The following is a 20,852-nucleotide window of genomic DNA, read 5'->3' on the forward strand; positions in this document are numbered from 1 at the left end:
CGTTCCGGGTCAGCTCGCGATCAGGTGGTCGAACTCGCCGTCCTTGACGCCCAGCAGCATGGCCTCGATCTCGGCGCGCGTGTAGACCAGCGCGGGGCCGTCGGGGAAGCGGGAGTTGCGCACCGCCACCGCACCGTCGGGCAGGCGCGCGAACTCCACGCACGATCCCTGCGAGTTGCTGCGCCGGCTCTTCTGCCAGGCCGCATCGTGCAACTGCGTGGCGGCCATGCCGTTGTACACGTCGTACACGTCGTGGTCCACAGGTCGCTCCCCGGTGTGCACTGGCTGATGTGGCCATTGATGCAGTGGTCAACTGATCCGGATCATAACCCTGTTCACGTGCAGATGCATGAGCAAATGCACGTGCACGCGCGGTGTTCCCGCGGTTACAGCTTTGACGACCGCTTTACCGAGCCCTGCCCTCTACGACGCCGAGGCCCGGGAAGTCGTTCCCGCATGTGCCCCCGAATTCGAAGAATATGCAACAACATGCGACAGCACCGGGGCCCGACCGGTACGGGCGTGCCCCGGTGCTGTCGCTGGTGCGCGAGGTACGGCGGGCCGGTCAGCGCGTGCCGTACGGCAGCAGCGCCATCTCGCGCGCGTTCTTGATCGCCCTGGCCAGCTGCCGCTGCTGCTGGGACGTCACCCGGGTGACGCGGCGGCTGCGGATCTTGCCGCGGTCGGAGACGAACCTGCGCAGCAGCTCGGTGTCCTTGTAGTCGACGTACGTCACTCCCGCCTGGTCCAGCGGGTTGGGACGCTGCCGGGCGGGCGTCCGGTCGTTCTTGCGGGGTCGGGGCATGGTTCAGACCTCCAGGAGAGTGTCGAAGGCGGGCGGCAGCCGGTCCCAGGCGGCCTGACCCGCGGCGTACTCGGCGTCGGTCAGCAGGCAGGACTCCAGGAGCCGTTCCAGGCCGTCGCGGTCGAGGCCGGGGGACGTGAAGACCAGGTGCTGGCAGCGGTCGCCGTGCTCGGGGTGCCAGTCCAGCGCGGCGGCGGCACGGCGCACGGGCGGGACCAGTTCCCAGGCGGCGTCGGGGAGCGAGGCGAGCCACGGCCCCGCGCTCTCCACGCACAGAGCGCCGCCGGCGGCGTCCCAGTGCAGCAGCGTGTCCCCCTTGCCGGCGAGCCAGAACCGCCCCCGGCTGCGGGCCGCGGCACAGGTCAGGTCCTCGAGCGCCGCGTACAGCCGCTCCGGGTGGAAGGGGCGACGGCGGTGCCAGACCAGGGTGGCGACGCCGTGCGCGTCGGCCTCGGCGGGCAGCAGCGCGCAGGCCGGATGCTGGGCCGCGGCCGCCGCCTCCACGTCGAACCCGGCGAGGGCGGCCCGCGCCAGCTCCAGGACCGCGGACGGTGCGCCCGCCCGGTTCCCGTGGCCGATCGGGACCCGGCGGGCCGTCGGGTGCAGCTGGGCCAGCAGCTCGCGGTCCTCGTCGTCGGCCTCCGGCGAGCCGGGGAGGGACTCGGCGAGCGCGAGGACGGAGGCGTACTCGAGCTGCCGCGCGAAGGTGTCGGCGACGGTGCGCCGGTCGGTGGCCGCCGCGGCCAGACCACCCTCGGCGAGGTCGTCGCCGTTGCCGAGGTACGGCAGGACCAGGGCCGGGTCGACGGCGGTGACCACGCCGGCGACGGTGAAGCCGCCCGCCGTCACCACTTCCGCCATCGCCTTGGGCTCGACGGAGTCCCACAGCTCGACCACCGCCAGCGGGGTGCCCCCGGCCTCCGCGAGCCGGACCAGCTCGGGGACGAGGTCCTCGCGCAGCGCGCAGCACGCGCAGTCGTTGACCAGGGGCGCCTCGCCGGCGGTGAGGATGCCGGTGGCGTCCCGCACGGTCCGTACGACCGTGCCCGCGGCGGCCGTCGCCAGGTCGTGGTGGAGGACGACGCTGCCGGGCACGTCGGCGAGCAGCCGGGCCACGGCCGCCCTGCGCGCGTCGGCGTGCAGCCCGCCGACGATCACCACCGGCGGTTCGGGGAAGCGGCCCGGCTCGCTCATGCCCCGTCCTGCTTCCCGTACCGGCGCTCGAAGCGCTCCACGCGTCCGGCGGTGTCCAGGACGCGGGCGGTGCCGGTGTAGAAGGGATGGCTGACGTTCGAGATCTCGACGTCGACGACCGGGTAGGTGTGGCCGTCCTCCCACTCGACGGTGCGCTCACTGGTCATGGTCGAGCGGGTGAGGAAGGCGTAGTTGGCGGCCCGGTCACGGAAGACGACCGGGCGGTACTCGGGGTGGATTCCCTTGCGCACGGCGTCTCAGCGCTCCTCTCGGAAGTCGACGTGACGGCCGGCCGTCGGGTCGTACTTGCGCAGGACCAGCCGGTCGGGGTCGTTGCGGCGGTTCTTGCGGGTGACGTAGGTGTAGCCGGTCCCGGCGGTGGACCGGAGCTTGATGACCGGACGGAGTTCGTTGCGTGCCATGCTGCTACCTTACTGAAAATGACTTCCATTAACACCTAGGACCCGTCCGGTCCGGAGGAGAGGTACGTCACCGTGTCCGCCCACTGCATGCTGACCGGGGCCCGGCCCGGCTTCGGCAACCGCATCTCCCACTCCCACCGGCGCACTTCGCGCCGCTTCGACCCCAACATCCAGACCAGGCGCTACTGGCTGCCCAGCGAGAACCGGCACGTGCGGCTGCGGCTGAGCACGAAGGGGATCAGGACGGTCGACTCGATCGGCGTCGAGGCGGCCGTGGCGCGCATCCGTGCCCGGGGAGTGAGGATCTGATGGCGAAGAAGAGCAAGATCGCGAAGAACGAGCAGCGCCGGGCCGTCGTCGCGCGCCACGCCGAGCGCCGGGCCGAGCTGAAGGAGATCCTCCGCCGGCCCTCGTCGACGGAGGCCGAACGGCTCGCCGCCCAGCGGGAACTGCGCAGGCAGCCGCGCGACGCGAGCCCCACGCGGGTGCGCAACCGCGATCAGATCGACGGACGCCCGCGCGGATACTTCCGGGTCTTCGGGCTCTCCCGGGTGAATCTGCGCGAGCAGGCGCACGCCGGGCATCTTCCCGGGGTGCGCAAGTCGTCCTGGTAGCTTGCGGCTGTTCGGGGCCGAACGGCCGTCCGGCTACAGCTTGGAGCTTCCGGTGACGTGGGTGACTGCGGGGAACACGGCGAGCACGGAGAACACGGCGCGCACGGACGCCGGGTACGGCGGGGTCGCGGTCCGGCGGACGCGGCGGTCCGTGCGGGCCGCGGTGCTGGCCCTCGGGCTGGTGGGGGCGCTGGCCCTGACCGCGTGCACCGACGGCGGGGACTCCGACGGCGGCGGTTCGGGTGAGGGCCCGGGCGGCGGCGACAAGTCCTCGGCGGCGCCCGGCGCGTCCGCGAGCACGGACCCGGGCGACGACACGGGCGGATCGCCGTCCGCCGGTGCCGGCGGCGAACTGGAGGGCAGCTGGCTGGCGACCACCGACGGCCAGGCCGTCGCCCTGATGGTCACCGGCGACAGGGCGGCCCTCTTCGCGACCGGCGGGACCGTGTGCAGCGGTACGACGGAGGAGACCTCCGGCACCCGGACGATCCGCCTCAAGTGCGCCGACGGCAGCGCCGAGCGCGCCACCGGCAAGGTCGGCGCGGTCGACGCCACCTCGCTCACGGTGGCCTGGGAGGGCGAGCTGGGCGAGGAGACGTACACCAGGTCCGAGGGCGGCTCACTGCCGCCGGGACTGCCGACCACCGGCATCGGTTCCTGAGCGGGGCTTCCGCCCCGAGCTCCCCGGGGTCTGCTCCAGCGGTCGGTGACGGCCGACCCGGGCGGCGTCGGCCGCCCGGGTACCCTCCGTCCAGCCGGCCTCGTCCGCGGCGCCGCGCAGACGGGTCGTGGTCGTCTCCGGGAACATGCGCTCCATCCGGTCGGTGACCGCGGCCTCGCGGGAGGCGAGCACCGGCAGGAGGTCCGCGTCCGCCGCCCCCGCCGTGGCGGATTCCTCGGCCGCTTCCGTGGCCGCCTCTGTTGCCGCTTCCGTGGCCGCTTTCGTGGCCGCTTCCACCGCGGCCCGCAGCCTGGCGCCCGCGCGGTGGGCGTAGGCGGCGAGGAACGACTGCCGGAAGGTCTTGGTGCGCTTGCGTCCGCCGGCCCGCTGGCCGGCCTCCGCCTTCGTCATCGCCGCCTCGGCCTGCACCAGCAGGGAGGTGTAGAGGAGTTCGACCGCCTCCAGGTCGGCCTCGAAACCGACGACGGTGGAGAAGCCGAAGGGCTCGTTCCACACCGCCCTGCAGTGGTTGGCGTCGGCCACCGCGTCCAGCAGCACGGCCTTGGCCTGCTCGTAGGGCGGCTCCACCCCGATCCGGCAGGCCCCCGGTGTGTCGGGCGAGGACGCGTGTCCGTGCGCCTGCGCGGCCAGCAGGGCCTCGTCGACGCTGTGCCGCGCCATCAGCTCCTGTGCCTTCCCGCTCAGCGCCTCCGCCTCCTCCGGATACCCGGTCGCCTCCGCCTTGGCGAGCAGCGCGCGGATGCGGGCGAGGGCCCGGGACTCCGGCCGCCTCTCCCGGTCCCGACGCGGCACCTCCCCCGCCTCCAGGGGTTCGAGGCCGGGCAGCCGCAGCAGCAGGCGGTACAGCTCCAGCACGGTGGTGGCGTACGAGAAGCGGTCGGTGCGGGGCGCCGTCGTGCCATCCGCATCCGCCACGTCGTCGAGCTGCGCGGCCCAGCGGGGCCCTCGGGCACGGTCGTTCGGCGCCTGGGCTCGGATCAGCGCGGCCACCAGCCGTACGTGCACGTCGCCGAGTTCGCGTCGCACGATCCGTACGAGGTCGGCGGGCTGCCAGCCGCGACGCCAGGCCGTGGCCACGAACTCCTCGCCGCGCCGGGCCAGTTCCGCGTCCGCCGCCGGATCGGCTGCGAGCAGCGAGGCCGCGGCGTCCAGGGCGTCGTCGGCGGTGGCGTACAGGGCGGTCTCGAAGGCACGGTCGACGGTGCGGGGCGTACTCACCCGGCGATGGTGCCACGACCGCCGGACCCGTCCCACTCCGCGGATTCCGGGCACCGAGGACTGTCAACCGACAGTTGACAGTCCTCGGGGGGCAACCTACGGTTGACACATGACGACGAACCCGAGCATCACGTCATCCGTACGCCTCGACGAACTCATCACCGCGATCAAGAAGGTGCATCCGGAGCCGCTGGAACAGCTCCAGGACGCCGTCATCGCCGGCGAGCACCTCGGCGAGGTGGCCGACCATCTCATCGGCCACTTCGTGGACCAGGCCCGGCGTTCGGGCGCGTCCTGGACGGACATCGGCAAGAGCATGGGCGTCACCCGGCAGGCGGCGCAGAAGCGCTTCGTGACCAAGGAGTCGGCCGACCTGGACGCGAGCCAGGGCTTCAGCCGCTACACGCCCCGCGCGCGCAACGTCGTGATGACCGCCCACAACGCGGCCAAGACCGCGGGCAGCACCGAGGGCCTGCCCGAACACCTCGTCCTCGGCCTGGTCACCGAGCGCGAGAGCCTCTCCGCCAAGGCGATCGCCGCACAGGGCGTGACCCTGGACGCGATCCGCGAGGCGGCGACCGCGGCGCTCCCGCCGGCCGCCGCGGAGGTCCCGGAGCTGGTGCCCTACGGCGCCGCGGCCAAGAAGGTCCTCGAACTCACCTTCCGCGAGGCCCTGCGCCTCGGCCACAACTACATCGGCACGGAACACATCCTGCTCGCCCTGCTGGAGCACGAGCACGGCGAGGGCGTGCTGAGCGGGCTCGGCCTCGACAAGGAGGCGACGGAGCGGTACGTCGTCGACGCGGTGGCGGAGTTCATCCACCTCACCGAGAAGGCCGAGAAGACCGAGGCGAGGGGGGCGAGCGAGGCGAGCGGGGACGGCGGGGGCGGGTCCACCGGGGAAGCCTGAGCGAGCCACCAGGCGACAGCCGTGGCGACGACCGTGGCGACAGCCGTGGCGACAGCCGTGGCGACAGCCGTGGCGACAGCCGTGGCGACGGCCGTGGCGACGGCTGTTGTCAGACCCGCCTGCGACACTCGCGACATGGCCGAGAGGTGGGCGCTCGCGGTGGCCGAGGGCGGTGGCGTGGAGGTCGCCCCCCTCGGCCCCGACGGGCTGCCCGCCGGCCCCGTGCGGCGGGAGCCCGGCCTGGCCGAGGCCGTCCGGGCCAGGCCGGACGTCGCGCGCTGGGTGTGGCGGTCCACCGCCGAGATCGCGCCACGCCTGCTCGCCGCGGGGGTGCGAGTGGAGCGGTGCTACGACGTGGAGGCCTCCGAGACCCTCCTGCTCGGCCACGAGGGGCGGTACGGGGAGCCGCACTCGGCCGCGGCCGCCCTGGCCCGGCTGCGCGGCGGACCCGTACCGTCCGACCCGCCGCAGCGCTCCGCCGAGCCGGGCGCGCAGTCCCCGCTGTTCGAGCCCGAGGGCGTCCACCTCCCCCTGTCCGACCTGCTCGCCGTCTACGCAGAGCAGCAGCGCCGGCACGACCGTTCGGCGCACCCCGACCGGCTGCGGCTGCTGACGGCGGCCGAGTCGGCGGGCATGCTGGTGGCCGCCGAGATGAACCGCGCGGGGCTGCCCTGGCGGGCCGACGTGCACCGCGAGGTGCTGCACGGCCTGCTGGGCGAGCGGTACGCGGGCGGGGGCGAGCCGCGCCGCCTGGCCGAGCTGGCGGAGGAGGTGTCGGCGGCGTTCGGGCGCCGGGTGCGGCCCGACCTCCCCGCGGACGTGGTCAAGGCGTTCGGGCAGGCGGGCGTGAAGGTCGGCTCCACCCGCCGCTGGGAGCTGGAGTCGCTGGACCACCCGGCCGTGAAACCGCTGATCGAGTACAAGAAGCTGTACCGGATCTGGGTCGCCCACGGCTGGTCCTGGCTCCAGGACTGGGTGCGCGACGGGCGGTTCCGCCCCGAGTTCCTGGCCGGCGGCACCGTGACCGGGCGCTGGGTGACCAACGGCGGGGGCGGGCTACAGATCCCCAAGGTGATCCGGCGGGCCGTCGTCGCCGACCCCGGCTGGCGACTGGTCGTCGCCGACGCCGACCAGATGGAGCCGCGCGTCCTCGCGGCGATCTCCCGGGACCCCGGCCTGATGGAGGTGGCCGGCCGGGAGAGCGACCTCTACCAGTCCGTCTCCGACCGCGCCTTCTCCGGCGACCGCGCCCAGGCCAAGCTCGCCGTGCTCGGCGCGGTCTACGGCCAGACGTCCGGCGACGGCCTGAAGAACCTCGCCGCGCTCAGACGCCGTTTCCCCCGCGCGGTGGCGTACGTCGACGACGCGGCGCGCGCGGGCGAGGAGGGCCGGCTCGTGCGCACCTGGCTGGGCCGCACCTGCCCGCCCGCGGCCGGCGCGGCCGACGGCACCGAGGAGGCGGGCCTGCCGCAGGACGATCCCGCCGACTCCGGGGACCGCGCCCGGGAGTGGGTGCCGGGGTACGCCTCGACCAATGCCCGCGCGCGGGGCCGCTTCGCCCGCAACTTCGTCGTCCAGGGCAGCGCCGCCGACTGGGCCCTGCTCCTGCTCGCGGCCCTGCGGCAGACCTGCGCGGACCTGGCGGCCGAGCTGGTCTTCTTCCAGCACGACGAGGTGATCGTGCACTGTCCCGAGGAGGAGGCCGACACCGTCGTCGCGGCGATCCGGGACGCGGCGGAGCTGGCGGGACGGCTGACGTTCGGTGCGACGCCGGTGCGGTTCCCGTTCACGACGGCGGTGGTGGAGTGCTACGCGGACGCGAAGTGAGCGGAGGCGGGGCGCCTGTCCCCCACCCCGAGGGACACCGAAGCAGACCGGGCCGGACTCCATCCGACCTGGTCCCCGCCCGAGCCGCCTCCGGAATTCGAACCCGCAGGCGCTACCCCGTACCGGCCAGGCCCAGCGTCTCCCGGAGCCAGGACCTTTCCGCACGGCTGGTGGCGCGGGCGATGGTGAGCATGCCACGCCGGTAGGGGTCGTCGGTGTCGTCGGCACCCAGCGGGCGGTCGCCGTCGTGGAAGAAGCTCGCGGGCTGCTCCAGGAACTCCAGCCGCCGACGCAGGACCGAGTGCTGGTCGGCCGTGTCCGGCAGCTGGGACAGGAAGGCCAGCACCGTGAAGTACCGAGTGCTGTCACTGATGTCCAGGCCGTCGGCCTCCCGCAGCCGACGCAGCAGCTCACCGCGACCGGCCTCGGTCAGGCTCAGAGTGTGCCGCTGAGCGGCCGAGACACCCGGCTCGGTCCTTCGGCCGAGCAGCCCGGCGTTGACCAGCCTGCTGATCGCCGGATAAAGGCTGCCGTCGCTGACCGGCCGGGCATGGCCGGACAAGTGGGCTATCCGAAGCCGCAGTTGATACCCGTGCAGCGGCCCCTCCGCCAGGAATCCCAGGATCGCGAGTTCGAGCATGCTGCTATTCTCGCACATCGAAACGAGGTACCTCGAATCGATGCAGGAGAGAGCGTGACGTACACCGAGGAATGGGTGACCGGGCGGGCGCGCACCGCCTACGAAATGGGCCGGGCCTCGTTCGGCCTGCGGCCCGAACGGACCGCACTGCTGGTCATCGACATGCAGGACGAGTTCGTCCAACCGGGCTGGAGTCCCTACTGGGTGCCCGCGGCCACCCGGATGGCCCCGCAGCTGCGGCGACTGGTCGAGGACTGCCGGGACGCCTCGGTCCCGGTGATCTGGACCATCTTCGACGACACGCATCTCGGCCTGGACCGGCCGCACGCCCTGCGCTTCCTGCCGCACGCCCACAGCGACTGGCGCCGGCCGGGCCCCGCCGGGGTGTGGGACCCGATGGGCCGCCGCCCCGACGAAGCCCTGATCCGCAAGCCGTCCTACGGGGCGTTCTACGACACCCCGCTCGACACCATGCTGCGCAACCTCGACCGTGACACCGTCGTCGTGACGGGCACGCTCACCAACTACTGCTGCGGCACCACGGCTCGACAGGCATATGAACGCGGCTACAAGGTCGTCTTCGGGTCCGATGTCACGGCCACCGACGACGAGTCCCGGCAGGAGCCGGAACTCGCCGTCCTGCGCAAGGGTTTCGCACTCGTACTGACCGCCGAAGAGATCACCGACCGGCTGACCGCAAAAAACCCCCGAATCAGGGCCTGACCCGGGGGTTCAATGGAGCCGCCTTCGGGATTCGAACCCGAGACCTACGCATTACGAGTGCGTTGCTCTGGCCATCTGAGCTAAGGCGGCGCGCCGTGCACCCATGGTGCGATCAGCAACGTCGGTAAGTCTACACAGTTTCCCGGGGTGCTCCGAACCCGCCCCGGAAGCGTCGGATCCGGGGCGGGCGGGACGGCGGGGCGCCTGAGGGCGGGGGCTACGAGCAGCGCTTGCCGTCCGTCGGGGCGGTGCCGGTCAGCAGGTACGTGTTGATCGCGGAGTCGATGCAGGAGCTGCCGCGGCCGTACGCGGTGTGGCCGTCGCCCTCGTAGGTGAGGAGGTGGCCGGAGGCGAGCTGGCCGGAGAGTGCCTCGGCCCAGCGGTACGGGGTGGCCGGGTCACGGGTGGTGCCGACCACGACGATCGGGGTGGCCCCGGCCGCCTCGATGCGGTGCGGCTCCCCCGTGGGCTTCACCGGCCAGTACGCGCAGTTCAGGGAGGACCAGGCGAGGCCCTCGCCGAAGACCGGGGACGCCTTCTCGAACTCGGGGAGGGCCTCGCGCACCTCGTCCGGGGAGGAGAAGGCGGCGGGGAGGTCGAGGCAGTTCACGGCGGCGTTGGCGAACATCAGGTTGCTGTAGCCGCCGTCGGCCTCGCGCTCGTAGTAGCTGTCGGACAGGATCAGCAGGCCGGCGCCGTCCTTCTCCTTGATCGCCGAGGTCAGGGACTCGCGCAGCTGCTGCCAGGCGCCCTCGTCGTACATCGCCGCGATCACGCCCGTGGTGGCGAGGGACTCCGTGAGTTTGCGGCCGTCGGCGTCGCCCGCCGAGAGTGGCTTCGCGTCCAGGTCGTCGAAGAAGGACTTCAGGTTCTTGCCGACCTGGTCGGGGGTGGTGTCCTTGTCTCCGAGGGGGCAGTCGGGCTGCCGTACGCAGTCCTTCGCGAAGGACTGGAACGCCGTCTCGAAGCCCTTGGTCTGCTCCAGGTTCAGGCGGCGGGCGGGCAGGGACGGGTCCATCGCGCCGTCCAGGACCAGGCGGCCCGTCCGGTCCGGGAACAGGCCGGCGTAGGTCGCGCCCAGGAAGGTGCCGTACGAGGCTCCGACGTAGGTCAGCTTCTCGTCGCCCAGCACCGCGCGCAGTACGTCCATGTCGCGTGCCGCCTCGACCGTGGAGACGTGGCGCAGCAGCTTCGGCGCGTCCGCCCCGCAGCCCTCGGCGAACTCCTTGTACGCGTCGACCAGCTCGTCCGTCTCGCCCGCGTCGTCCGGGGTGACGTCGGTCCGCGTGTAGGCGTCCATCTCGCGGCCGTCCAGGCACTCGACGGGTTCGCTGCGGGCCACGCCCCGGGGATCGACCGCGACCATGTCGTACTGGGCACGGACCTTCGCCGGGTAGCCGATGCCCGCGTACTGCTGGAGGTAGCCGATCGCCGAGCCGCCGGGTCCGCCCGGGTTGACCAGCAGCGAACCGAGGCGCTTGCCCGGCCCCGTGGCCTTCTTGCGGGCCACCGCGAGCCGCACGTCGCCCTCGGTGGGCTTCGCGTAGTCGAGCGGGGCCTTCATGGTGGCGCACTGGAAGCCGGGGACGCCGCAGTCGCGCCAGCCGAGCTTCTGCTCGTAGTACGGCGACAGCCCGGCGGGCGTGGCCTTCGGCAGTGGGGTCAGGGTCGCCGTGGCCGCTTCCGTCGAGCCTGCCGCCTTGGCCGCGGGGGATCCGGCGGACGTCGACGCGCCCCCGGCCGAGCAGGCGGTGGCGAGCAGCGCGGCGGCGAGCAGCGTGGCCCGGAAACGGGTGCCGCCGGTGCGGGTCCTGCGGTGAGTGCGCCTTGTGTGCATTCAGCGAGCGTAACTCTCCGCGATGGCGCTGTTGCGGTGCGTGGTTCGCGTGCCCCGGACGTGTTACGGCGTCAACCGGTCGTGGCGCCGGTACGGAGTCGGGGGCGCGGGCTCGGGCGGGCGGGTTCAGCCCGATCTGAGCGCCATCGTCATCGCCTCCACCGCGAGCAGCGGGGGCACATTGCGGTCCAGGGCCTCTCCGCAGGCGGCGACCGCCTCGATCCGGCGCAGCGTGGACTCGGGTGTGCTGCCGCGGGCGAGCCGCTCCAGGGCGTCCTCCGCGTCGGCGTTGGCGATGGCCACGCGGGAGCCGAGCTGGAGCGCGAGGACGTCGCGGTAGAAGCCGGTCAGCTCGCTGAGGGCGAGGTCGAGGCTGTTGCGCTGGGTGCGCGCCTTGCGGCGTTTCTGGTCGGCCTCCAGGTCCTTCATCACACCTGCCGTGCCGCGCGGGAGCCGGCCGCCCTGGGCGGCGCCCAGGGCCGCCTTCAGTTCCTCGGTCTCCTTGGCGTCCATCTCCTCGGCGAGCTGCTTGGCGTCCTCCGCCGCGGCGTCGACCAGCTCCTGGGCCGCCTTGAGGGCACCGCCGACGTCCTCGACCCGCAGCGGCAGCTTCAGCACGGCGGCCCGGCGGTCCCGGGCGGCCTTGTCGGTGGCCAGGCGGCGGGCGCGGTCGATGTGGCCCTGGGTGGCGCGGGCCGCTGCGGCGGCGACGTCCGGTTCGATGCCCTCGCGCCGTACGAGCATGTCGGCGACCGCGTCGACCGACGGCGTGCGCAGGTTCAGGTGGCGGCAGCGGGAGCGGATCGTGGGCAGGACGTCCTCGACGGAGGGGGCGCACAGCAGCCACACGGTCCGTGGCGCCGGTTCCTCCACGGCCTTCAGGACGGCGTTGGCCGACTTCTCGTTCAGCCGCTCGGCCTCCTCGACGAGGATGATCTGCCAGCGGCCGTTCGCGGGTGAGGTGAACGACTTGCGGACGGTGTCCCGCATGTCCTGGGCGCGGATCTCGGCGCCCATGGCGACCACGGTGCTCACGTCGGCGTGGGTGCCGACCAGTGCCGTGTGGCATCCGTCGCAGAAGCCGCAGCCGGGGACGCCGCCGAGGGCGCGGTCGGGGCTCACGCACTGCAGCGCGGCGGCGAAGGCCCGGGCCGTCTGTGCCACGCCGGAGCCGGGCGGACCGGTGAACAGCCAGGCGTGCGTCATGCTCGTCGACTGCGGCAGCGGGCCCCCGCCCGCGGCGGCGGTGACGAAGGCGTCGGCGTCCCGGGCGGCGGCGGCGAGCGGCTCGCACGCCTTCTCCTGCCCGACGAGGTCGTCCCACACGGTCATGGGTCACGCCGTCCTTCCATCACACCGAGCCGTCACACCGAGCCGTCACACCGAGCTCACACCGATCCGCCGCGCTGATCCGCGTCGCGCCCTCCATTGTGCGGGGCGGCACCGACAACGCGGCGGTCCCGGTGCTCAGCGTCGTCCCCGGCCCCTGCCGCCGCGGCTCCCGTCGTCCCGGCCGCCCTCGTCCTCGTCGTGCGGCCCGAGCAGTTCGTCCGCCAGCGTCGGCAGGTCGTCCAGCGGGGTCTCCTCGGCCCAGTCGGAGCGGCGCCTGCGGGACGGCGGTGCCTGGTCGGGGTCGATCTGGGGCAGTTCGCGCGTGCGGTCCTGGGCGTCCTCGGCCGGGCCCTCCTCCCGGAAGTAGCCCGGCGGGACCCGGTCGGCGGGGTCGTCCCCGCGTACGGGCGGCAGGACCGCCGTCTCGTCGGCGGCCCCCGGCGGCGTCACGGGCGGCAGCACGGCCGTCTCGTCGGCGGCGTCCGGCTGCACCGCCGGAAGCACCGCCGTCTCGTCCGCCGCGCCGGACGGCACCGGCGGCTTGGGCAGCTCGGTCGTCACCTCGGACTCGGACTCGCCGGACGTCCGGCGGCCGCCGCCGCGCCCGTCCCGGGCCGCGCTGTCGTTCTCGGTGCCGCCCTCGCTGTCGTCGGCCCGGTCGCCGTCCCGCGTGTCCCGGACCGGCCGCAGTACAGCCGTGTCCTCCACCGGTCCGCCGGAGGCGTTGGCCGGGGTCACGATGGGGGTGGGCACGGTCGCGGCGTCGTTGGGGGCCGCCGTGTCGTCGGGGGCCGGCGCGGCCGGCTTCGGGCGGGGTGCGTCCGCCGCCGCGGGGGCCGCCGACTTGGGCCCGGCCACGGCCGCTGCCGCCGCCTGCTCCGCCGCCCGGCGTGCCTCCTCGGCGCGCAGCAGGGCCTCCTCGGCCTTGCGCTGCTTCTCCAGACGCCGGGCCTCGGCCTCGGCCCGCAGCCGCTCCTCCTCCTCGGCCTGCTTGCGGCGCCGCTCCTCCTCGGCCCGCAGCCGTGCCTCCTCCTCGGCGCGCGCCTTCTCCTCGGCGAGCAGCCGGGCCCGCTCCTCCTCGGCCTTGCGGCGCGCTTCCTCGGCCCGCAGCCTGGCCTCCTCGGCCTGCCGCTCGGCCTCGCGCCGCTGCGCCTCCTCCAGCTCGCGGCGCTTGCGCTCCTCCTCCTCGGCGCGCACCCGCGCCTCCTCCTCGAGGCGCTCACGCTCCAGGCGCTCCTCCTCGGCCTTGCGCGCGGCCTCTTCCTCGGCCTTGCGGCGGGCTTCCTCCTCGGCCTTGCGGCGCGCCTCCTCCCGGGCCTGGATCTCGGCCTCGGACAGCGGCAGCACCTGGTCGAGCCGGTGGCGTACGACGGTGGTGACGGCCTCCGGCTCCTGACCGGCGTCCACGACGAGGTAGGGCCCGGGGTCGGCGGCGGCCAGGGTGAGGAAGCCGGAGCGCACGCGCGCGTGGAACTCGGCGGGCTCCGACTCGAGGCGGTCCGGCGCCTCGGTGAACCGCTCGCGGGCGGCCTCCGGCGCCACGTCCAGCAGGACGGTCAGGTGCGGTACGAGTCCGTTGGTGGCCCAGCGGTTGATGCGGGCGATCTCGGTCGGCGACAGGTCGCGGCCGGCGCCCTGGTAGGCGACCGAGGAGTCGATGTAGCGGTCGGAGACGACCACGGCGCCGCGCTCCAGGGCGGGCCGCACCACGGTGTCGACGTGCTCCGCGCGGTCGGCGGCGTACAGCAGCGCCTCCGCGCGGTGCGACAGTCCGGCGCTGGAGACGTCCAGCAGGATGGAGCGCAGGCGCTTGCCGACCGGGGTCGCGCCGGGCTCGCGCGTGAGCACGACCTCGTGCCCCTTGCCGCGGATCCACTCGGCGAGAGCCTCGGCCTGGGTGGACTTTCCGGCGCCGTCGCCGCCCTCCAGGGCGATGAAGAAGCCGGTCGCCGCCGACGTCGGCACCGGGTCGTCGCCGCCGAGCAGCGCGTCCCGCAGGTCGTGGCGCAGCGGCACGCCGGAGCGGTCGTCGACCTTGGCCAGTATCAGCGCGGCCAGTGGCAGCAGCAACGCGCCGAGCAGCATCAGGACGAACGCGGCGCCGCCGTGGGCGAAGACGAACCTGCCGTTCTCCAGCCGGTGGGGTCCGATCGCCGCGGCCAGCACGGGCCCGACGACGGCGCCGAGCGCCACGCAGACCCGGACGACGGCGTGCAGGTGCTCGGTGGTCCGGGCCCGGCGGTGGTCCTCGGTCTCCTGGTCGAGCAGTGCGTGCCCGGTGTTCGCGGCCACGCCCGCGCCGACACCGGCCAGCACGAGGAGCAGCAGCACGGTGGTGTCGTCCGGGACGAGCCCGGCGGCCAGCAGGGTGACGCCGACGAAGGCGATCGCCAGGGCGAGCAGCCGACGGCGGGACAGGGAGGGCAGCAGGGCGGGGGCGGTGCGGATGCCGACGACGACGCCGCCGGTCAGCGCGCCCACGGCCAGGCCGTACAGCACGGGGCCGCCGCCCAGGTCCTTGGCGTGCAGCACCGCCACGGCGACCGTGGCGGCCACCACGCCGGCGACCGCGGCGCAGGCGAACACCAGCAGCGGGAGCGCTCCGGTGCGGCCCTTGTCGACGCCGCCGCCGTTCTTGGGGCGGCGCATGCCCTCCAGCGGCGACCGCGCGCGCGGGGTGCGGACCCCGGGCAGCTCCAGGAAGGTCACGAGGGACAGGGACGCGGCGAACAGGCCGGCCGCCACGTACGAGCCGAGCGCGGCCTGGTGCTCGGCGAACCAGTCGACGCCGGCGCCCAGCAGGTTGTTCAGGAGCCCCGCGACGACCAGCGCGACGGCCGCCAGGGGGATCGCGACGAAGCTCGTGCGCAGCGACAGGCGGCGCAGCGCGTCCATGTGGTCCGGCAGCGGTCGTACCGTGGCCCCCTCCAGGGGCGGGGCGGGCAGCAGGGCGGGGGCCGCGCTCTCCCGGCACACCGTCCAGAAGCGCTCGGCGACTCCGGTGACGAAGGCGGTCACCAGGAGGTAGGCCAGCGCGTCGTCGGGCGTCCAGTCGATCCACAAGGGCGCGACGATCAGCAGGGCGGTCCGCAGCCCGTCGGCGCCGACCATGGTCCAGCGCCGGTCGAGCGGGCCGTCCTGCGAGGTGAGGGAGGTCAGTGGCCCGAGCAGGACTGCGCCGAAGAGCAGCGTCGCCAGGATCCGGACGCCGAAAACGGTCGCCACTGCGAACGCCACGCCCCGGTAGCCCCCGCCGAACGAGCCCGCGCCGATCGCGGCCTGGACCACGAGGAGGACGAGCACCAGGAGGGCGAGGATGTCGCCGACACCCCCCACGAGCTGTGCGCTCCACAAACGCCTCAGCTGCGGACGGCGCAGCAGGGCGCGGACGGCGCGCTCGCGGGAGTCCGCGACCAGGGCGTCGTCCGGGGCCGGGTGAGGGGCCGTTGGCTGCTCGGCTCGCGTCATGCGTTCAGCCTATCGGTCGCCACCGACAGTCCGGTGTGCGCGGCCGAACGTACGGGCGCCCCGACACCGAAATGATGCCGGGGCGTTCGTTTTGCGAAGGGGGCGCTCAGTCCTCCGACGCCTTCGACGCGGTCGCCTTCTTCGCCGCCGTCTTGGCGGTCGTCTTCTTCGCGGTGGTCTTGGCGGCGGTCTTCTTGGCCGCCGTGGTCTTGGCGGCGGTCTTCTTGGCCGCCGTGGTCTTCGCGGCGGCCGTCTTCTTCACGGCCTTCTTCGCCGTCTTCTTGGCGGGCGCCTTGGCGCGCTTCTCGGCGAGCAGTTCGTAGCCCCGCTCCGGCGTGATCTCCTCGACGCTGTCGCCGGAGCGCAGGGTCGCGTTGGTCTCGCCGTCGGTGACGTACGGGCCGAAGCGGCCGTCCTTGACCACGACCGGCTTCTCGCTGACCGGGTCGGTGCCCAGCTCCTTCAGCGGCGGCTTGGCCGCGGCCCGGCCACGCTGCTTGGGCTGGGCGTAGATCGCCAGCGCCTCCTCCAGCGTGATCTCGAAGAGCTGCTCCTCGGTCTGGAGGGACCGCGAGTCCGTGCCCTTCTTCAGGTACGGGCCGTAGCGGCCGTTCTGCGCGGTGATCTCGACGCCCTCCGCGTCGGTGCCGACGACCCGCGGCAGCGACATGAGCCTCAGGGCGTCGTCGAGGGTCACCGTGTCCAGCGTCATCGACTTGAACAGCGAGGCGGTGCGCGGCTTCACGGCGTTCTTGCCGGTCTTCGGGGTGCCCTCGGGGAGCACCTCGGTGACGTACGGGCCGTAGCGGCCGTCCTTGGCGACGACGGCGTGGCCGGTGCCCGGGTCGGTGCCCAGCTCGAAGTCGCCGCTCGGCTTGGCGAGCAGTTCCTCCGCCAGTTCCACGGAGAGCTCGTCGGGCGCCAGGTCCTCGGGGACGTCGGCGCGCTGGTGGTTCTCGGCGTCCTTCTCGCCGCGCTCGACGTAGGGGCCGTAGCGGCCGACGCGCAGCTTGATGTCGTTGCCGACGGGGAAGGACGACACCTCGCGGGCGTCGATCGCGCCGAGGTCGGTCACCAGTTCCTTGAGGCCGCCGAGGTGGTCCCCGTCGCCGTTGCCCGCGTCGGCCGCGCCGCCGCCCACGCCGCCGCCCTCGCCGAAGTAGAAGCGGCGCAGCCACGGCACCGACTTGGCCTCGCCGCGGGCGATGCGGTCGAGGTCGTCCTCCATCCTGGCGGTGAAGTCGTAGTCGACGAGGCGCCCGAAGTGCTTCTCCAGGAGGTTGACCACGGCGAAGGAGAGGAAGGACGGGACGAGGGCCGTGCCCTTCTTGAAGACGTAGCCGCGGTCCAGGATGGTGCCGATGATCGACGCATACGTCGACGGGCGGCCGATCTCGCGCTCCTCCAGCTCCTTGACCAGCGACGCCTCGGTGTAGCGGGCCGGGGGCTTGGTGGCGTGGCCGTCGACCGTGATCTCCTCGGCCGTCAGCGCGTCGCCCTCGGCGACCTGCGGCAGGCGCCGCTCGCGGTCGTCCAGCTCGGCGTTCGGGTCGTCGGCGCCCTCGACGTAGGCCTTGAGGAAGCCGTGGAAGGTGATGGTCTTGCCGGAGGCGCTGAACTCGACGTCCCGGCCGTCGGAGGCGGCGCCGCCGATCTTCACCGTGACGCTGTTGCCGGTCGCGTCCTTCATCTGGGAGGCGACGGTCCGCTTCCAGATCAGCTCGTACAGCTTGAACTGGTCGCCGGTCAGACCGGTCTCGGCGGGCGTGCGGAAGCGGTCGCCGGAGGGGCGGATCGCCTCGTGCGCCTCCTGGGCGTTCTTGACCTTGCCGGCGTAGGTCCGCGGCTGGGGCGGCAGGTAGTCGGCGCCGTACAGCTGCGTCACCTGGGCGCGGGCGGCGGTGACCGCCGTGTCGCTCAGGGTCGTGGAGTCCGTACGCATGTAGGTGATGTAGCCGTTCTCGTACAGCTTCTGGGCGACCTGCATGGTCGACTTCGCGCCGAAGCCGAGCTTGCGCGAGGCCTCCTGCTGCAGCGTCGTCGTACGGAACGGGGCGTACGGCGAGCGGCGGTACGGCTTGGACTCGACGGAGCGGACGGCGAAGCGCGTGTTCTCCAGGGCGGCGGCGAGCGCGCGGGCGTTCGCCTCGTCGAGGTGGAGGGTGTTCGCGCTCTTGATCTGCCCCAGGGAGTCGAAGTCGCGGCCCTGCGCGACCCGCCGTCCGTCGACCGTCTGGAGGCGGGCGACCAGCGAGGACGGGTCCGAAGCGTCTCCCGCGCGGCCCGTCGCGAAGGTGCCGGTGAGGTCCCAGTACTCGGCGGAGCGGAACGCCATGCGCTCGCGTTCCCGCTCGACGACGAGCCGGGTGGCGACGGACTGGACGCGGCCGGCCGACAGGCGCGGCATGACCTTCTTCCACAGGACCGGCGAGACCTCGTAGCCGTAGAGGCGGTCGAGGATGCGGCGGGTCTCCTGGGCGTCGACGAGCTTCTGGTTCAGCTCGCGCGGGTTGGCGACGGCGGCCCGGATCGCGTCCTTGGTGATCTCGTGGAACACCATGCGCTTGACCGGGATCTTCGGCTTGAGGACTTCCTGCAGGTGCCAGGCGATGGCCTCGCCCTCGCGGTCCTCATCGGTGGCGAGGAAGAGTTCGTCGGAGTCCTTCAGCAGGTCCTTGAGCTTCTTGACCTGGGACTTCTTGTCCGCGTTGACCACATAGATGGGCTGGAAGTCGTGTTCGACGTCCACACCGAGGCGGCGGACCTCGCCGGTGTACTTCTCCGGCACCTCCGCCGCGCCGCTGGGAAGGTCGCGGATGTGCCCGACGCTCGCCTCGACGACGTAGCCAGGGCCGAGATAGCCCTTGATCGTCTTCGCCTTGGCGGGCGACTCGACGATGACGAGTCGCCGGCCGCCCTTCGCGGTCTCGCTGGTCGGGGACAACTTCGCTCTTCTCTCCGGTCGACGCTGGGCCTCCCCAGGCCGTGGTCCCGGGTCGGGTCGTTCTGTGTTTCGATCGTGACGCTGCGGAGTGTGACGGTACCTCCCGCCCCCGTGTCAAACGGGAAAAGCCCGCAACGGCCACTCGAACGGTAACCCGACGAACCGTGTTCCTGCCGCCCGGAGTACTCACCTGCCCCGACGCAGGTATCCGGAGTGCGATCCCCCGGTTACCCGGGCGGAGTCCCGGCCGGGGTACGGAACCGGCTCCTCACACCTGGGTCAGGCACCAGGCCCCGAGGCCCAGCGCGACCACGGCGGCGACACTCGCGACGGTCGCCGATGCGACGGGGCTCACACCGTACGCGACGGGCCGGCCGTGCCGCACCCGCGTCGTGGTCCACACCAGCAGACCGGCCCCGAACAGGGCGAACACCACTCCCGCGAAGATCGCCGGCCCGCTCTCCATGGTCCCCGTGCCCCTTTTCTCCAGCCCGCGCGTGTCCAGCCTCCGGGAGGCTGTCACGCACGGGCGGCGGGCAGGCGAACCCGAGGTGTACGGGGAGCCGACGGATCCGCCGGGTGCCGTCGTCGGGCGTGGCCGGTGCCCGTACGCCGGGTGGGGCGGGCGGCGCGGGCAGTCGCGGAAAAAGAAATGGTGCGCGCCCCCACGCCCGGCGACTGGGCCGCCCTACGCCGGTTCGAGGAAGCCCTGCTCCACCAGCAGCCGGATCTGCGCGGGCGTGCGGTCGCGCAGGGCCACCGGGTCCTCGCCGACCAGCTGGGCAATGGCGTCCAGGATGCGGCCCGCGCTCATCGTGCCGTCGCAGACGCCCGCGAAACCGGCGCCGACGGTGTCGACCCGGGTGGCCCGGCGCATGCCGCGGTTCTGGCGCAGGACGACGTGCTCCGGGTCCTCGGCGCCGGGCAGCCCGACCTGCTCCTGGACGACCTCGCCGGACAGCGTGAAGTGCGCCTCCAGCAGGGCCGCGTCGTCGTGGGAGCGGAGGTAGTCGACGCGGTCGAAGTGGGCGCGCACGGTCTCGCCGAGCGGCTGCTCGACCGGGTGCGGCCATTCCTCGGCGACGACCGAGGGCTCGGCGGCCCCGGTCCGGCGCAGCGTGATCCAGCCGAAGCCGACGGCCCTGACCTTGCGCGCCTCGAACTCGTCCAGCCAGGCGTCGTACCGCGCCTGGTAGTCGGCGGGATCACCGCGGTGGTCGCCCGCGTCCCGCAGCCACAGCTCGGCGTACTGGGTGACGTCCTGGACCTCGCGCTGCACGATCCAGGCGTCGCAGCCGCGCGGCACCCAGGAGCGCAGCCGGTCCGTCCAGTCCTCCCCCTCCACGTGCTGCCAGTTGGCGAGGAAGTGCGCGAACCCGCCCTCGTTCAGACGCTCCCCCGTCTGCTGAACGAGCGAGCGGCACAGATCGTCCCCGCCCATCCCGCCGTCGCGGTAGGTGAGCCGGGCGCCGGGCGAGATCACGAAAGGCGGGTTGGAGACGATGAGGTCGTACGTCTCGTCGTCGGCGACCGGCTCGTAGAGGGAGCCCTCGCGCAGGTCGGCGGCCGGAGCGCCGGACAGGGCCAGGGTGAGCGCGGTGATGTGCAGCGCGCGGGGGTTGACGTCGGTGGCCGTCACGCGCGTGGCGTGCGCGGCGGCGTGCAGCGCCTGGATGCCGGAGCCGGTACCGAGGTCGAGGGCTGCGGAGACGGGCGTACGGACGGTGAGGCCGGCCAGGGTCGTGGAGGCGCCGCCGACGCCGAGGACGACGCCTTCGGCGTGGTTGCCGATGCCGCCGGCGCCGCCGACGGCGCAGCCGAGGTCGGAGACGACGAACCAGTCCTCGCCGTCGGGGCCGCCGTAGGGCCGGACGTCCACGGTGGCCGCCACCTCGTCGTCGCCCGCGCGGTCGAGCCAGCCGCTCTCCAGGCAGGCGTCGACGGGCAGAACGTCCCCCACACGCGCGTGGGGGACGGGTTGCTGGAGCAGGAACAGCCGGACGAGCAGTTCGAGCGGCGTGTCGCCGCGGGTCGCCCGGAGGGCCGGCACGGTCTCGCTGCGCGACAGCGCCGCGTAGGCGGGGGCGCCGAGCAGCTCCAGCAGTCCGTCGGCGGTGAAGGACGCCCCGAGCAGGGCGTCCCGCAGCCGGGCGGTGACGTCGGGGCGGTCGGCGGAGGGCAGGGGGGACAGGCTGGCGTTACTCACACCCCCATTGTGGCCCTGCGGTCCGCACCC

The 20,852-nt window shown here is 73.4% G+C and carries 19 protein-coding genes and 1 tRNA gene; 6 read left to right on the forward strand and 14 right to left on the reverse strand.

Features of this window, described 5'->3' with window-relative positions; genetic code table 11:
- Window positions 1-9 precede the first annotated feature (9 nt).
- The 5 genes from C4J65_RS14390 to rpmG form a co-directional block, all read right to left on the reverse strand.
- The gene (locus C4J65_RS14390) at window positions 10-261 is read right to left on the reverse strand and encodes a DUF397 domain-containing protein (protein ID WP_011028968.1); all 252 of its coding nucleotides are present in this window, start codon (window positions 259-261) and stop codon (window positions 10-12) included.
- 304 nt (window positions 262-565) lie between these two features.
- Window positions 566-805, reverse strand: a complete 240-nt coding sequence (gene rpsR / locus C4J65_RS14400) for a 30S ribosomal protein S18 (RefSeq protein ID WP_115742774.1) — start codon at window positions 803-805, stop codon at window positions 566-568.
- Window positions 806-808: 3 nt separating this feature from the next.
- Window positions 809-1,999 carry a GTP-binding protein gene (locus C4J65_RS14405; RefSeq protein WP_115742775.1) on the reverse strand — a complete coding sequence of 397 codons (1,191 nt, stop codon included), beginning with the start codon at window positions 1,997-1,999 and terminating at the stop codon, window positions 809-811.
- A complete protein-coding gene (locus tag C4J65_RS14410) occupies window positions 1,996-2,250 on the reverse strand; it encodes a type B 50S ribosomal protein L31 (RefSeq protein ID WP_115742776.1) in 255 nt (84 codons plus the stop codon). Before C4J65_RS14410 ends, C4J65_RS14405 begins: the two co-directional genes overlap by 4 nt.
- Before the next feature lie 6 nt (window positions 2,251-2,256).
- Entirely contained in the window at window positions 2,257-2,421 is a 165-nt protein-coding gene (gene rpmG / locus C4J65_RS14415; protein WP_059301677.1) for a 50S ribosomal protein L33, read from the reverse strand.
- 72 nt (window positions 2,422-2,493) lie between these two features.
- Here rpmG and rpmB point away from each other — a divergent pair, with 72 nt between their 5' ends.
- From rpmB to C4J65_RS14430, 3 genes are read left to right on the forward strand one after another with little or no spacing between them, the layout of a single operon-like run.
- Window positions 2,494-2,730 (forward strand): 50S ribosomal protein L28, encoded by a 237-nt coding sequence (rpmB, locus tag C4J65_RS14420; protein ID WP_003975404.1) that lies wholly within the window; start codon window positions 2,494-2,496, stop codon window positions 2,728-2,730.
- Window positions 2,730-3,035 (forward strand): 30S ribosomal protein S14, encoded by a 306-nt coding sequence (rpsN, locus tag C4J65_RS14425; protein ID WP_115742777.1) that lies wholly within the window; start codon window positions 2,730-2,732, stop codon window positions 3,033-3,035. The genes rpmB and rpsN overlap by 1 nt, the downstream gene beginning before the upstream one ends.
- A 52-nt stretch (window positions 3,036-3,087) precedes the next feature.
- A complete protein-coding gene (locus tag C4J65_RS14430) occupies window positions 3,088-3,696 on the forward strand; it encodes a hypothetical protein (RefSeq protein ID WP_240330423.1) in 609 nt (202 codons plus the stop codon).
- Here the strand turns inward: C4J65_RS14430 and C4J65_RS14435 are convergent.
- Window positions 3,655-4,935, reverse strand: a complete 1,281-nt coding sequence (locus tag C4J65_RS14435; protein WP_115746450.1) for a DUF2786 domain-containing protein — start codon at window positions 4,933-4,935, stop codon at window positions 3,655-3,657. The two genes, C4J65_RS14430 and C4J65_RS14435, sit on opposite strands and share 42 nt — an antisense overlap.
- Window positions 4,936-5,044: 109 nt before the next feature.
- Between C4J65_RS14435 and C4J65_RS14440 the strand changes: the two genes are divergently transcribed.
- Window positions 5,045-5,845: a Clp protease N-terminal domain-containing protein gene (locus tag C4J65_RS14440; RefSeq protein ID WP_115742779.1), complete on the forward strand. Its 801-nt coding sequence runs from the start codon at window positions 5,045-5,047 to the stop codon at window positions 5,843-5,845.
- Window positions 5,846-5,980: 135 nt separating this feature from the next.
- Window positions 5,981-7,672, forward strand: coding sequence for a bifunctional 3'-5' exonuclease/DNA polymerase (locus C4J65_RS14445; protein ID WP_115742780.1), 1,692 nt, complete (start codon window positions 5,981-5,983; stop codon window positions 7,670-7,672).
- Window positions 7,673-7,784: 112 nt separating this feature from the next.
- On the opposite strand, the gene C4J65_RS14450 is transcribed toward C4J65_RS14445, so the two are convergent.
- Window positions 7,785-8,312: a PadR family transcriptional regulator gene (locus tag C4J65_RS14450; protein ID WP_162833185.1), complete on the reverse strand. Its 528-nt coding sequence runs from the start codon at window positions 8,310-8,312 to the stop codon at window positions 7,785-7,787.
- Between the two features lie 54 nt (window positions 8,313-8,366).
- Here C4J65_RS14450 and C4J65_RS14455 point away from each other — a divergent pair, with 54 nt between their 5' ends.
- Window positions 8,367-9,035 carry an isochorismatase family cysteine hydrolase gene (locus C4J65_RS14455; protein ID WP_115742782.1) on the forward strand — a complete coding sequence of 223 codons (669 nt, stop codon included), beginning with the start codon at window positions 8,367-8,369 and terminating at the stop codon, window positions 9,033-9,035.
- 13 nt (window positions 9,036-9,048) lie between these two features.
- On the opposite strand, the gene C4J65_RS14460 is transcribed toward C4J65_RS14455, so the two are convergent.
- The 7 genes from C4J65_RS14460 to C4J65_RS14490 form a co-directional block, all read right to left on the reverse strand.
- Window positions 9,049-9,125 (reverse strand) — tRNA-Thr (locus tag C4J65_RS14460).
- 127 nt (window positions 9,126-9,252) lie between these two features.
- The gene (locus C4J65_RS14465; protein WP_115742783.1) at window positions 9,253-10,872 is read right to left on the reverse strand and encodes an alpha/beta hydrolase; all 1,620 of its coding nucleotides are present in this window, start codon (window positions 10,870-10,872) and stop codon (window positions 9,253-9,255) included.
- A gap of 126 nt (window positions 10,873-10,998) precedes the next feature.
- Window positions 10,999-12,204 carry a DNA polymerase III subunit delta' gene (locus tag C4J65_RS14470; RefSeq protein ID WP_115742784.1) on the reverse strand — a complete coding sequence of 402 codons (1,206 nt, stop codon included), beginning with the start codon at window positions 12,202-12,204 and terminating at the stop codon, window positions 10,999-11,001.
- Window positions 12,205-12,339: 135 nt separating this feature from the next.
- Window positions 12,340-15,672, reverse strand: a complete 3,333-nt coding sequence (gene tmk / locus C4J65_RS14475; RefSeq protein ID WP_115742785.1) for a dTMP kinase — start codon at window positions 15,670-15,672, stop codon at window positions 12,340-12,342.
- Between the two features lie 106 nt (window positions 15,673-15,778).
- Entirely contained in the window at window positions 15,779-18,616 is a 2,838-nt protein-coding gene (topA, locus tag C4J65_RS14480) for a type I DNA topoisomerase (RefSeq protein WP_115742786.1), read from the reverse strand.
- Between the two features lie 268 nt (window positions 18,617-18,884).
- The gene (locus tag C4J65_RS14485; RefSeq protein WP_115742787.1) at window positions 18,885-19,082 is read right to left on the reverse strand and encodes a hypothetical protein; all 198 of its coding nucleotides are present in this window, start codon (window positions 19,080-19,082) and stop codon (window positions 18,885-18,887) included.
- A gap of 222 nt (window positions 19,083-19,304) precedes the next feature.
- Window positions 19,305-20,822 (reverse strand): class I SAM-dependent methyltransferase, encoded by a 1,518-nt coding sequence (locus tag C4J65_RS14490; RefSeq protein ID WP_115742788.1) that lies wholly within the window; start codon window positions 20,820-20,822, stop codon window positions 19,305-19,307.
- Window positions 20,823-20,852 lie beyond the last annotated feature (30 nt).

The organism is Streptomyces sp. CB09001, from assembly GCF_003369795.1.
In the GTDB taxonomy this organism is placed as follows: Bacteria; Actinomycetota; Actinomycetes; order Streptomycetales; family Streptomycetaceae; genus Streptomyces.